9 protein-coding genes and 1 pseudogene are annotated in these 12,617 nt (G+C 69.0%); 5 read left to right on the forward strand and 5 right to left on the reverse strand.

Annotation, left to right across the window (positions count from 1 at the left end):
• Positions 1–102: 102 nt before the first annotated feature.
• Together ACPXCB_RS07420 and ACPXCB_RS07425 are read left to right on the forward strand one after the other, a co-directional pair.
• A pseudogene (locus tag ACPXCB_RS07420) lies at positions 103–306 on the forward strand (FadR/GntR family transcriptional regulator); the annotation flags it as partial.
• A gap of 179 nt (positions 307–485) precedes the next feature.
• Positions 486–875 (forward strand): FadR/GntR family transcriptional regulator, encoded by a 390-nt coding sequence (locus ACPXCB_RS07425; protein ID WP_425873396.1) that lies wholly within the window; start codon positions 486–488, stop codon positions 873–875.
• Positions 876–978: 103 nt separating this feature from the next.
• On the opposite strand, the gene ACPXCB_RS07430 is transcribed toward ACPXCB_RS07425, so the two are convergent.
• Together ACPXCB_RS07430 and ACPXCB_RS07435 are read right to left on the reverse strand one after the other, a co-directional pair.
• A complete protein-coding gene (locus tag ACPXCB_RS07430) occupies positions 979–2,361 on the reverse strand; it encodes an RICIN domain-containing protein (RefSeq protein WP_425873398.1) in 1,383 nt (460 codons plus the stop codon).
• 194 nt (positions 2,362–2,555) lie between these two features.
• Positions 2,556–4,022, reverse strand: a complete 1,467-nt coding sequence (locus tag ACPXCB_RS07435) for an endo-1,4-beta-xylanase (protein WP_425873400.1) — start codon at positions 4,020–4,022, stop codon at positions 2,556–2,558.
• Positions 4,023–4,924: 902 nt separating this feature from the next.
• Here ACPXCB_RS07435 and ACPXCB_RS07440 point away from each other — a divergent pair.
• Together ACPXCB_RS07440 and ACPXCB_RS07445 are read left to right on the forward strand one after the other, a co-directional pair.
• Positions 4,925–5,554 (forward strand): YdcF family protein, encoded by a 630-nt coding sequence (locus ACPXCB_RS07440; protein ID WP_425873402.1) that lies wholly within the window; start codon positions 4,925–4,927, stop codon positions 5,552–5,554.
• Positions 5,555–5,698: 144 nt separating this feature from the next.
• A complete protein-coding gene (locus ACPXCB_RS07445; protein WP_425873404.1) occupies positions 5,699–6,418 on the forward strand; it encodes a glycosyltransferase family 2 protein in 720 nt (239 codons plus the stop codon).
• A 314-nt stretch (positions 6,419–6,732) separates the two neighbouring features.
• On the opposite strand, the gene ACPXCB_RS07450 is transcribed toward ACPXCB_RS07445, so the two are convergent.
• Genes ACPXCB_RS07450 through ACPXCB_RS07460 form a run of 3 tightly spaced genes read right to left on the reverse strand, consistent with a single transcriptional unit; the run spans position 6,733 to position 11,550 of the window.
• Complete coding sequence (locus tag ACPXCB_RS07450) at positions 6,733–10,725, reverse strand: CHAT domain-containing protein (RefSeq protein ID WP_425873406.1); 3,993 nt, start codon at positions 10,723–10,725, stop codon at positions 6,733–6,735.
• Entirely contained in the window at positions 10,722–11,372 is a 651-nt protein-coding gene (locus ACPXCB_RS07455; RefSeq protein WP_425873408.1) for a DUF6338 family protein, read from the reverse strand. Before ACPXCB_RS07455 ends, ACPXCB_RS07450 begins: the two co-directional genes overlap by 4 nt.
• 1 nt (position 11,373) lies before the next feature.
• Positions 11,374–11,550, reverse strand: a complete 177-nt coding sequence (locus ACPXCB_RS07460; protein WP_425873410.1) for a hypothetical protein — start codon at positions 11,548–11,550, stop codon at positions 11,374–11,376.
• A 739-nt stretch (positions 11,551–12,289) separates the two neighbouring features.
• Between ACPXCB_RS07460 and ACPXCB_RS07465 the strand changes: the two genes are divergently transcribed.
• Positions 12,290–12,475 (forward strand): hypothetical protein, encoded by a 186-nt coding sequence (locus tag ACPXCB_RS07465; protein WP_425873412.1) that lies wholly within the window; start codon positions 12,290–12,292, stop codon positions 12,473–12,475.
• The last annotated feature ends 142 nt before the right edge of the window (positions 12,476–12,617 follow it).

The following is a 12,617-nucleotide window of genomic DNA, read 5'->3' on the forward strand; positions in this document are numbered from 1 at the left end:
CTCCAAGGGGCCTGCCACGAGGGGCAGCGCCGACGCCTGTGTCGTAGGAGATTCGGCGGTGGTCAAGCGTGCTCGACCACCGGTACGCGAAACACAGCATGGATGCTGCACTTTGGTGTCCGAGGGGGATTCGTACGAACTCCGGATCATCACGGTGGGCGTCGAACAACGACCCTCGCCAGGGCGGTCACCGCCGAACTGGTGGAGCGCATCGTCCGTGGCGTGCACCCGCCGGGGACGTCCCTGCCCCCCGAACCGATCCTCTGCGAGACCTTCTCCGTGAGCCGGACCGTCGTCCGGGAGGCGGTGAAGATCCTTCAGGAGAAGGGGTTGGTGCAGGTCCGCCAGGGTGCCGGCACCATGGTCACCCCACCATTGGACTGGGACATGCTCGATGAGCTCGTCCTCGGGGCCACCATCGCCGAGGACGACAGCCTCGCCATCCTCGACGACCTCGTCGCCACCCGGCGGTGCTGGAGTCCGACATGGCGAACGTCGCCGCCCGCCTCGCCGACGCGGAGACCATTGACCGGCTTCGCGCGCTGGTGGACCGCATGGACGAGCTCGTCGACGACCACGTCACCTACCACGAGCACGATCGGGCTTTCCACGACACGGTCATGCAGGCGTCCGGGAACCGCATCGCTCGCGGTGTCGTACAGGCGCTGGAGAGCCAGGTCATCAACACCGCCCGCTACATGGGCCGGACCGAACGCTCCCTGTGCGTGGCGTCCAACCGCGGCCACCGGCGCATCTACGAGCGCATCGCCGCGCACGACCCGGACGGCGCGGCCGAGGCCATGTTCACCCACATCACCGAGGCCTGGCTGGTCCGCCGCAGCGGTTCGGGCAAGCCGGCCCGCCTGCAACGCTGACCCGGCCAGGAGGCCGGCGCTCAGGATCCTCGCCATCCCGGCCCGACGTCAGGCGGCGCCGGCCCCCGCGTCGCAGGGGCCGGCGCCGCCTGACCCGTCTGCGTCACGAGAACTGCGCGAAGAACCTCCAGATCTCACCCTTGGTCCAGGTGGTGACGCCACTCTCGGCGTACGTCCCGTCGACCGGTCCGGGCATGTGACCGTTGTCGAACGCGGCCCACTGGACCGGGTAGCCGGCCCTGCAGCCGGAGTAGGTGGTCGTGATGTGCGTACGGCTGCCCGGCCCCGGCTCGGGCGGGTTCTGGGCGGTGCAACCGTTGTTCCGGACGAACGTGTCGCGCAACGACCGCCCCTGCGAGATGTTCAGGACGTTGTCCGAGATGCCGTGCAGCCCGAAGTACGCGATGGGCTGCGTACCGCCGCTGCACCCGCTGATCTGTGCGCCGGAGATGACCGCGACCGCCCGGAAGACGGTGGCCCGCGCGCAGGCGAGCGCATAGCTCATGCCGCCGCCCCAACTGAAGCCGAGGGCGAACCGCTGCCTCGGGTTGACGCAGAGGTCACTCTCGATCCGTCTGATCATGTCGTCGACGAAGGTGACGTCCTCACCGCCGGCGTTGCCCCAGCCGTTGCCAATTCCCTGGGGCGCGACCAAGATCGCGCTGTTGTTCGACTGCTCCTGCTGCCCGTAGTAGGACCAGGCCGTCCCGCTGGTGCCGCCCGAGGATATCTCCTGCATGGTGCCGCCGCGCCAGTGGAACGCGAAGATCAGCCGGTAGGGGTTGTTGCTGTTGTAGTTGGTGGGCACCCGCAGGATGAAGGAGCGGCTCTTGCCGTTGCTCTGAATCGTGTGCGTGCCGCTGGACAGCGTCGGTGCCCTACCGCACCCGGTGCCTCCCGGCGGCGGGTTGCCGCTGTCCACGCGGACAAGCTGCCACTGCTGGTTGGCACCGTTCCAGTCGGAGTACTGCACGATGTTCCCACCGTCGGCGGTGGAGGCACCCTGCACCTCCGCGACCTTGCCGCTGTGCCGGCTGATCAGCCGGACGTGACCGCCGTCCGAGTCCGCGAGCCGAAACTGCTGGTTCGTCGCGTTGGTGTCGGACCACTGCACGATCGCTCCGCCGTCGGCGGTCGACCAGTTGTGCACATCGAGGACCTTGCCGGAGTGCCGGGACTTCAGCCTGTAGTAGCCGCCACCTGAGTCCAGGAACTGCCACTGCTGGTTCGCCCCGTCGTTCCGCGTCCACTGGCCGATCCGCGCACCGTCGTTGGTGGCCGAGGCGTACAGGTCCAGCGCCTTGCCGCTGTTCCTGTTCAGCAAGACGTACCAGGCGCTGGTGTCCACGGTCGCCGCAGCCGCGGGGGCCACGTCCACGGCGACCAACGTGCTGGCCGCGATGACCGCCGCAGCCGCCGCGGCCAGCCCTGACCGCCAGCGATGTCTCGGTGGAAGGGCGCGACGACCCGCACCGATGGCATTCATGGTCCACTCCTCTGGTCGGGGTCACCCGCGAGCGGAACGCATGCGGGTGGCCTGGCGTGCGTGCCGACGTCTGGTGGCGTCAGCACGGTGTTCGTCGTACGGGCGCGATGCGGCCACCGGCGCACGTCCTTGGCCGGCTGCCCGCCTGCGGTGGCGCGAACGGATGCCTTCCGCGCCACCGGACGGAAGACCAGCTACCCGATGCGGATCAGTTGCCATTGCTGGTTGTTGCCGCCCCAGTCGGCGTACTGGACGATGTTCGCCCCGTCGGCGGTGGACGCCCCCTGCACCTCCACGGCCTTGCCGCTGTTACGGTTGATCACACGCACGTAACCCCCGGCTGATTCGGCGAGCCGGAACTGCTGGTTGGTACCGTTGCCGTCGCTCCACTGCACGATCGCCGCGGCGTCGGAGGTGGAGAAGTTGTAGACATCCAGCACCTTGCCGGAATGCCGGGACTTCAACCGGTAGTAGCCACCGCCCGAGTCCACGAACTGCCACTGCTGCTGGTTGCCGTTGTTCCGCGCCCACTGCGTGATCCGCGCACCGTCATTGGTCGCGAGGTTGTACACGTCCAACGCCTTGCCACTGTTCCGATTCACCAGCACGTACCAGGCACTGGTGTCCACCGGGGAGCCCGGCGGCGGCGTGGAGGGCGGGCTGCCACCCTCGTTGAGGGCGTTGAGGACTGAGGTGTACGCCGCCTTCTTGTTGCCCGACCGATCGAACAGCAGGGCATCGTCGGTGCCGCGCCAGGAGTCGCTGTCCCGCACACCCCACACGGTGATGCCGTTACAGCGCGATACGGCCAAGCAGGCGCGCGTGACCGCGGCGTAGATGTTGGCCTGGTTGGAGCCTTTCATGACGTCGAGCTCGGTGATCTGCACGTCGACCCCGAGGTCGGCGAAGCGCTGCAGATTGGCCTGGTAGTCCCCCGGCAGCGAGGTGCCCAGGTGGGACTGGAAACCGACACAGTCGATCGGCACGCCCCGGGACTTGAAGTCCCGCACCATGTTGTAGACACCGGTCGACTTCGCGTTGACGCCGTCGGTGTTGTAGTCGTTGTAGCACAACTTCGCACCGGGATCGGCCGCCCTGGCAGCGCGGAACGCCGCCTCGATCCAGTCGTTGCCCGTGCGCTGCAGGTTGGAGTCACGCCGACCGCCGCCGCCACCGTCGGCGAACGCCTCGTTCACCACGTCCCAGGAGTGGATCTGGCCTCGGAAATGGGTGGCGACCTGGGTGACATGGTTGATCGCGGCGTTGCGCAACGCGCTACCGGAGAGGCTCTGCGCCCAACCCGGCTGCTGCGCGTGCCAGAGCAGGGCGTGACCCCGCACGCTCATGCCGTTGGCCCGAGCGTGACTGACGAGACGATCACCGCCCGTGTAGCTGAACCGACCCTGTTGCGGCTCGGTGGCGTCCCACTTCATCTCGTTCTCGGCGACAACGCTGTTGAACTCGCGGTTGAGAATGCCAACGTACTGGCTGTCGGAGAGCTTGCCCGTCGCGACGGCCGCGCCAAAGTAGCGACCCTTCTCGGCGGCGGACGCTTTCAGGGTCGTCCCGGCACTGGCCGTCGGGGCCAGCGCCACCGTCATACCCGCGGTCAACGCGACGGCGAGGGCCATCGTCGACAGCAGGGTTCTCTTGGATCTCATGGCATTCCTTTCCAGTGAATCCGGTGGTGGTGATGTGCCAGTTCGCTCGGGCAAGCCGGTCCGGGACGGCGGACGCGGCTCGCGGACGGTCAGACGGGTGGGTGGCGACGCCGCCCAGGCGCGCTCCGCCGGTCGTCGTCGGCCGGTCCGCGCTGGCACGGGCAGTCCGACCGGCTGTCGCACACAGCTGCTGATGGTCCTGAAGCGACGTCCGCGCACCCCTGGGGATGCCCTGGACGCGAGGTTCGGCCAGCGAGCTCGCCCGGTGAGCCACAGGTGCCGTCATCCTCGACATCGAGAGTGAGCGATAACATCCCGTTCGTCAATACGTGCCGGCGCCTCAATGCCCACACCTCCGGGCACAGTCGGAGCGCGCCGGGCGCGGCGCGCATCGCCGGGGGCGCACGTCCGCGAGATCGGGTTCGGCGAGCGAAAAGCCGGCGTCGGCCCCGCCGGACCGCGACATCCCGACTGGGTGCCCGGGCCGGCGACCTCGGTCAGGGAAATCGATGTAAAGCCATGTTAGCGATATCATGACCCGGTCGAACGGCGAGTTCCGCGCTGCGCCCTGACGCGCTGCGGGCGTGCGTCAGGTCGCGCACGCGGGGGTGATCCTCGCTGGTCGAACATCAGGCTAAAATTCAGGACAGTTCGACAGTGGATGGCACCGCGATACCGGCCCACGCGGGATTTCTCCCTCCCGTGGCGTCAAGCCTGTGACCAGGGCCGTGACCACAACCAGTCAAGGGCGTCACGGGTATGGGTCGCGGGTCGAGTGCCGTACATCAGAACGTGACGGAAACGAGGTTCATGCCGCCTGCCCTACCGGATGACGGACCATGCCGGTAACCGAGCGTCGACGGTGCCCTCCGGCGCCGCGTGCCCGCGACTCGACCGCGCTCGTGCTGCTGGTGTTCGGGTGCGGCGTGCATCGGGTCGACGGGCAGTGGATGCTGACACCAGCGAGCGCCGCCCGCGTCGACACGGCGGTGGCCTACGTGACCGCCAACGAATCCGTTTACCGCACCGGTGCTGCGCGGATTCCACGACCCCGCGTCGTCTTCAGCGGTGGCTGGCCGGGGCGACACCGCTGCGAGGACAGGCCACCGGCAGGCTGCTGCGAGGGCGACCTGATGCTGAGCCGCGCCCGGGCAGCCGGTCTCGGCCGGTACGCGGACCTACGGTCCGAGACACGATCGACAAGCACCCTCGAGAACGTCTGGTACGCGGTCGAGGACGGACTGCTCGCGGATTTCGACTTCGACCCGAGACAACCGCTGGGCCTGGTCTCCCACCCCTGGCACCTACCCCGCGTCAGGTTCCTCACCGCGCGACTGCTTCGGCTTCCCACCGGCGCGATGCTCAACATCCCGGTGCCGGACGCCACCACCGCCGGTCCTTCCTGGTCACCGCGCGTGCTGCACACCGCGGCGCGGCTATGCCTTCTGGGCGCACGCGATCCGGCCGCGCTGCTGCGCCGCGAGCGGCGACTCCTCACGCTGGTGGCGAGCCTCACCCACCGACGACACTGACCCCGTCGGTGCGGTATCGACCGCGGCGGTCGACGCCATGTGAGGCTGAGTGAGGACCGCGCCCACGGGGTACGAGGGTGCCCGCACCGAGTGCACGCCGGCCACGCCGGTGGCCGTGCGTCGTGTGCTGTCGAGGAGGGTGGCATGACACAGGCCGTCGTGGTCCTGCCGGTGTACCAGCCGGGTGAGAGGCTCGTCGAACTCGTCGCTCACCTACGTACGGCGGCACCACACATGCCTGTCGTCGTGGTGGACGACGGCAGCGACGCGAACTCGGCGCAGCTGCTGCGGCGGGTCAGCGACCTCGGCTGCGCACTGCGGCGCCTGGACCGCAACCGCGGCAAGGGCAGCGCGCTCAAGGAGGGTTACCGGTACGTGCTGCGAGCCCACCCGGGAAAGGACGTGGTGTGCGCCGACGCCGACGGCCAGCACCGTGCCTCGGACATCCTGCGCCTGGCCGAACGGGTGCGTGCCACCAGGGCCGTCGTGCTCGGCGTCCGCCGGTTCGACGGTGATGTGCCGCTACGCAGCCGAATCGGCAACGCCGTCACCCGGGTCTTGTTCAAGGCGAGCACTGGTGTGGCGGCGTCCGACACGCAGACCGGTCTGCGGGCCTATCCCCATGAGATGGTGCGCTGGCTGTTGACGGTTCCCGGTGAGCGCTTCGACTACGAGATGGCTGTCCTGGTTGCCGCCGCCCGCAACCGCTGCCCGATCGAACAGGTCACGGTGCCCACCCGTTACCTCGATGGGAACGCCTCCTCGCACTTCGGCGCACTCGTCGACTCCGTAAGGACGTGCCGGCCGCTGCTGATGCCCGCCGAGATACCCAGGCACGACGCACCCTGCGCTGACAACCACTGACATGGAACGGTGGCAGCACAACGATGAGGCGGCCGCCTCTCGGCCGGCAACCAGTAGGCAACCTGAGGTGCCAGTGGTATCAATGCCTGGGCAGTCCGCCGGCGCCGCCATGCGACATCAGACATCTTCGAACCTTCTGCGGACAGGGTTACCGCGAGACCAGCACCACCGGCAGGATGAATCCGTCGTTCATCGACCTCAACGCCATGGGTGCCGACGATCTGATCGGAAACGGACGTGGCTTTGCTGACGGTGCGGACTTCACCACGTCGAGTGCCTCGTGGACGATGTCGCGAAGGCCGTTAGGCCGCCGCTCAATCGAGATCGCGCAGCAGGATCGAGCCCGCGTCGTCGGTCTCCGGCGGGCGGGCGCCGAGAGCGGCATAGACGCCGGCCACGGCCGCTGCGGTCAGGGCCCGGATCGCGGGAGGGTTGAGGTCGTGGAAACCGTCCTGCGTGTCCGCGATCAGCTCCTTGACGACCTCAGGCTGCCGGGCGTCTAGGCCGGACACCAGCCGGGCCGCCGATGACGCCGGCCCGGAGGCGGCGAGCACGGCCGCGAGCAGGTGCTCGGTGTCGACGACTCGATGCCGGGCGCCGTCGGCAACTTCCGCCGCCGCGTCGAGCAGCGCCGTAACCTCCGGTCCGACCGTGACGCCGGGCGCGGGTGGGCGGTGCCGCACCCGGTTCCGGGCGTGCCGAAGCAGAATCCAGGGGTACGCGACGGCTCTGGTTGCCAGCCGGCGCACGGTGCTTAGATCGTCCTCGTACCCGTGCAGCGCCAGAGCCAGGATCAGGTCCCGCGGCAGTACCATGGCACGGCCCACCAGGGCGGCCCCTTCGGCGGCGTCCTCCACCAGCGTGACGGCACTCTTGGACGCGTATCGGGTTCGGGAGGACCGTACCCTCGTCATGACCGCCGGGTCGCCGAACGCGCCCATCGCGACGTAGCCCGCCCAGAAGAGCGGCCGGGCGAGGCGCTTGTCCGGATCGGGCAGCTCTCGCAGCGGGGCGGCCTGCACCGCGTGGAGACTCTCGACCATGTCGTGGCCGTCAAGAAGGTGTTGGACGAGCTGCCTGTCGACGGCGTTCAGGTCCGGGGTGTCGAACGTGGTGACGAGGACGCGCTCGGCGCCGGCCCAGAGCATCGCTGGGCCGAGCACGAGCCACTCACCCTCGGCTGCCTGCCCCAGGTCGGCGCTGTCACAGGCGAGCAGAAGGGCCTGCCTGGGTACGGGATGACGGCGCGCCGCATCGATGAGATCCGCCGCGCTGAGGATCACGGGCCGCCGATCGGCTCCGGTGCCCGGCTGCACCACCAGGCCTTGCGAAAGGGGGCTACCGTCGCCGGGGTGGGTGTGGCAGGCGAACACCGCGCTCGACGCGGCTGGCGTTTCCCGCAGGATCGCGCCGAAGCCGTCCAGATCCACCAAGTCCGAGTGTCCCACCGTACGCACCCCGGGCAGCATGTCGCCGAGGCCTCGCGCCGCACGGAGCTGAGCATGCGGCGGCGCCGAGTCACCGCCGGGGTCGAGGACCGCCAGCTTCAGCGGCGCGTCGCCCGAGGCCCAGACGCGGAGCGCGATCGCGCCCAACAGTGCGGCGGGCGGCGCTATGACCAGCCGGCAACGGTCAACCAGCCGGACGCTGCGACCACCGTGGGAGACAGCGATCATCGGCCATGGCACGTTCGCCAGCGCGTGTGCCGGCGCGACAGCAAGCCGGGTCTCTGGCTGATCAATGATTGCGTCCCGCAGGTCCGGCGGGATCAGCTCCCCCAGCCGGCGTGCCAAGTCGGCCTCGACCTGGGCGGGGCCGCACAGCGCCCCTCCAAATACGCGACCGCGGAAACTGTCGTCCTGCTCGCCGGGATAGCGGATAGGCAGGGCGTCGCGCAGGTCGGCCAGCGTGGCCGCCAGGGGGCTGCCGGGTTCGACGGTGAGCACGCCGCCGCTGACCGGCCCGTCCGGAGGCACCAGCGCCCAGAAGATCCGGTCGGTGACCGACCATGTGCTCCACCACCAGGTACCCTGCCCGAGCGTGAACCGGGCCATGTCCTCGACGGTGTACGTGTCCGGTCGCTCCCCCGGCCGGTACCAGGCCGCTTCCTCGAGCCGGGAGACACCGCGGACCCGGACGTACGGGGCGGTCCTGCCGCCGGACGACTCGTCGTCCAGAGGGCTGAGCTGCAGCCTCGCGGACTCGATGAGTTCGGCGAGAGTGGCCCAGTCCCGGCCGGCCACCGCCTGCGCCATGGCCTTCTCGAAGGAGACGCTGACAGTCCGCCACCACAGCCGTCGTTCCTCGAGATTTCGCAGGTGATGTCTGGCCCAGTGCAGCGTCGCGAGCGCCTCGATCCGGTTGTTCAGGGCGTCGAGCCGGTGCAGGGGTGTGACCTGGTGGTCGGCCACTTCGTTGAGCTGCGCGGCCGCTTCCATCGGACGGTCCATCCGCAGTAGGAACGACGCCACGTTGTCGTAACCCTGAAGGTCGACACCCGGATGCTCGCTCCAGCCCGCCCGAAGCTCGGCTCGTTCCATGAGAGCGGCGGCCCGCACGGTCTCGAGGTCGAGGTTGCGTTCGTTGTGCAGGTGTGTGAAGAACCGCATCGGACGGTGGGCGCGGGCGAATCTCGTCAGGTCGAACGCGATCCCGGCGAGAAACCAGGATAGTGCCGGATCGGTGCGGATCCGCGCCTCGGCGACCAAGCGGACCTGCTCGGCGGCGGCCAGCAGCGTCCGGCGCCGGGGTGTTGCCGGGATGCGGCCGGCGATCAGCTCGTCCAACCCCGCCTCCTGCCCGAGGCGGACCCGGACCCGCGCGTCGGCGATGAGAAGCTGCTCGCGCAGCGCCCGGTCGCGTCGTGCGTCGCCGAGCGGTTCCAACGCATTGAGGGCCTCGGCGGCTGCCGGAACGTTCGCCAGCTCCAGCTCTGCAAGGCAGGTCACAAGGCCGCGAAGGTGCCGAGCCTGTGCCGGCAGGTTCCGGGCCGCGGCCTTGGCGTCGCCCGGATTCCCCGCGGCCAGCAACGCCAAGGCAAGCAGCGGAGAGTTGCCCGATTCCAGCAGAGTCACGGCTGCGACAGGGCGGTCGATTCGCAGCATCCGCCGCGCCTTGCGGTCCCGGTGTCTGAAACCCGGCACCGGGACGGCAAGCTCCGGTGGCCGCATCAGGTGACCGATAGCGACCCGCGCCGCGAAGCCGGCCAGCACGGTTAGCGGCACCATCCATTCGAAGCCGTCGAGCAGCACCGCCACGGTCAGCGCCACCGCGGCCCACAGGAAGAAACGGCGCGGAATAAGCAGGGCCGCCAGGAGATAGAGCGGCCACACTGTTGTGGTCGCCGCCGCCAGCACGGTAACGGGCGCCGCCGCGGCGAGTGCGAGCGCGACGCGTACACCTCGCCTGGTGGTTTCGAATGACTCGGAGAGCGATGCCAGCCGCGCGATGGCAGGCCGGGCTCCGGCGAACCGATGCTCCCGGGCCGTCAACGCCTCACCGCCGGCCGTGATCACCGCCAGGACAACGGCGAGGATCACGAAAACCGCCGGGGCAACGGGCAGGCCGAGGGCCGCGGCGAGGATCGCCCAGCCACCGGGAAGCGGCCACCGCATCGGGATCTCTCCCGGCGACACCTCATCGCCCAACACGTACTCCGGCTCATCGGGATCGCGTGCGGACACCAGCGGCAGGAACGCCACGGGCCACGCCCAGCCGCTGTCGCCGTTCGCGGCCGCGACGATCAGCACCCCGACGGCGACGCCTCTCGCGACAACGTGTGCCCGAACGGCGACCCGATAGAGACGATCACCTCTGTCCGTACGGTATGTGCTCGGAGAAGGTGCACTACCGGCATCGTCCGAGGGCGGCCGGCCGACCCGCGTCAGGTGCCGATCGAGGACCTTCAGGGGCTCGTTCAGCGTCCCCAGCCCAAACGCCTCCGCGATGACGGCGACTGGTTTCGCCTTCTCGACGTTGAAGCGCCGGGCGGTGAGGGCCAAGGCCACCGCGATGTGCGCGGCGTTCGTGCTCTCGAACGAGTACGCGCCGGCCAGGGTCCGGGCGACCTCGACGACGTGGGTCAGCTCGTGCGGGGTGAACAGCAGGTCGGGCCGGCGGAGCGCCGCTAGCTCGTCGGCCGTGAGCCGCACGATCACGCGGGTCCACTCGGTGCTGTACAGCACGTCGAAGGCCCGCAGGAGGCGGTCACGGTCGTTCATCCGGATCGGCATGCCGTCCAGAGCCGCAAGGAGCTGCGTCGCGCTGTCGTCGAGTGCGGGCGCTGAGGTCATGCCCGCCTCGGTCATCCGTCGTCGCCCTCGATGACCTTGGCACGGTGCCGCAGTTCTGGGAACGACACCGTCATCATCCGGATCTGTGCCCCGCTGAGCACGATCGTGGTTGCCGGGGAACGGGTACGTGCTCCGCCGGACGCCGTGACCGCAAGCGGACCTTGCAGAGCGATCTCCCGGTCACCGGGATTGACCGCAGTCGAACACATGAGCACAAATCCCTCAACGAGACGACCGTCGAGCAGTTCGATCGCTACATACGCCCGCCGGCCGTCCCGATTCTCGGCCAGCACCGGATGCCAAAGGTTGCCCTGCCGAATGACCACCGGCGCGAATCGCCTCACGACCAGCATGCCCATCGCCGCAGCCAGCCCGGTGGCGAGGACGATCTGCAGCAGCCCGCTGAGGATGAGCTGCCACGGATGCGCGCGGAAATAGCCCGGGCCCACGATGAGACCCCGCAACGGCAGCAGCGCGGACGTGAGCTGCGCGGCGAAGAGCAGAAGCAACGCGGTGATCGCGCTGGCGGTCAACCCGAGCGAGACGATCTCGAGCGTCTCGCGGACCGGGCTGACCGCGTCGCGAGGGCTCCGCCGTTCCATCGCCCGCAGACCGGCATAGCCCGGAGCGGCCGCGAAGGCCAGGATGAGCAGCGCGGCCAAGCTACCCGGCATCGTCGGCTGCACCGTTCTCTCGTGCGTCAGCCGGTGCGGCGAACGGCTCCGGAAGCTCCAGATCGTCGGGATCGACGACCGCCGGAAACTGGGTGTAACCCCTGAAGTGGATGTCGCTCCACTCCTCTTCGGGCTCCGAGTCGTCCCGACCAGGCTCCAGAGTCATAGTGGAACACGCTAATCGAGCCCGGAGGCGCCCGAGCCCACCGATAGTGCACACTCGGCAGACTCCTCAGAGAGTATCGGGTAGCCAGAGGGCTACTTCTAGTTGAGCCCGCCATCGAGGCGTCGGGCTGCTTCGGTCTGGATCGACGTCGAATGCACGACGGCCTTGAGGAGCAGCCCGCAGGTGTTGACCGCTTCGGCGGCACCCCGTTGACGTACCAGGTGTTCACGCGGGACGGGCACCACGGGGCACGATCGAGCAGACCGTCGACCGACTCGAAGGCGTATAGCGGCGGAGACACCACCGGGGCCGGGCAGGCATCCAGGTCGGGTGGGGGGTTCGAACTGATCAGCTCTGGCGGTCGGTCCTCGTCGTAGTTACGCTCTCAAATCCGCGGGAACGCGGGTCTTGTATCGAGAATTGCACGAGGAAGAGCTGGAGCGATCGTCGTGCCGCCAAGAGACGAAAAGGCTGGCGGCCGCCGCCACGCTCCGGCCTCCGAGAGATGCGGCCCGATCCCTGGATCGGCCGTCGAATCGGCCCCCACCGCCGCGTCCTCGCGCGTCCGAGCGTTAGTTCGGCTGGTCCTTCCCGTCGCCACGGCTCTGGTGCTGGTCGAGGCCGTCTGGCTGCTGGTGGCGTTGCCCGGTGCCGCCCTTGTCAGTGACCTCGGCGGGCTACTCGTCGCCGGACTGGCCGCATTCGCCTGCGCGTCCGCGACCCGCCAGCAGTCCGGGCGGTGCATCGATTCTGGGCCCTGCTGGCGCTCACCATGGCACTGGCCGCTCTCGGCCGCACGGTATGGATGGCCGACCGGCTGACCGGCATCGGCCTGCCCCATACTCCGCTAGGGCCTGTGTCGAAGTCGGTGCCAGGGCTTGAGCTGTTGAGTGAGGATCTTCGCGTGTCGGTGTTCGAGATGTAGCGAGGTCTCCGGTATCTGGTTCAGCGACCAAGCAGAACCCGAACACCGGAGACCTCGTGGACACTCTAGCGGTGGCGAGGCGGCACGACCTGACCGACGCAGAGTGGGTGGCGCTGGAGCCGTTGCTGCCTGTGGGGCGTAG

This window comes from Micromonospora sp. DT62 (assembly GCF_049847285.1).
GTDB classification, from domain to species: Bacteria; Actinomycetota; Actinomycetes; order Mycobacteriales; family Micromonosporaceae; genus Micromonospora; species Micromonospora reichwaldensis.

What these genes read in the sequence shown, in the direction of transcription:
- ACPXCB_RS07425 (WP_425873396.1), top strand. Translation starts at nt 486, where the DNA reads ATGGCGAACGTCGCCGCCCGCCTCGCCGACGCGGAGACCATTGACCGG.
- ACPXCB_RS07430 (WP_425873398.1), bottom strand. Translation starts at nt 2,361, where the DNA reads ATGAATGCCATCGGTGCGGGTCGTCGCGCCCTTCCACCGAGACATCGC.
- ACPXCB_RS07435 (WP_425873400.1), bottom strand. Translation starts at nt 4,022, where the DNA reads ATGAGATCCAAGAGAACCCTGCTGTCGACGATGGCCCTCGCCGTCGCG.
- ACPXCB_RS07445 (WP_425873404.1), top strand. Translation starts at nt 5,699, where the DNA reads ATGACACAGGCCGTCGTGGTCCTGCCGGTGTACCAGCCGGGTGAGAGG.
- ACPXCB_RS07450 (WP_425873406.1), bottom strand. Translation starts at nt 10,725, where the DNA reads ATGACCGAGGCGGGCATGACCTCAGCGCCCGCACTCGACGACAGCGCG.
- ACPXCB_RS07460 (WP_425873410.1), bottom strand. Translation starts at nt 11,550, where the DNA reads ATGACTCTGGAGCCTGGTCGGGACGACTCGGAGCCCGAAGAGGAGTGG.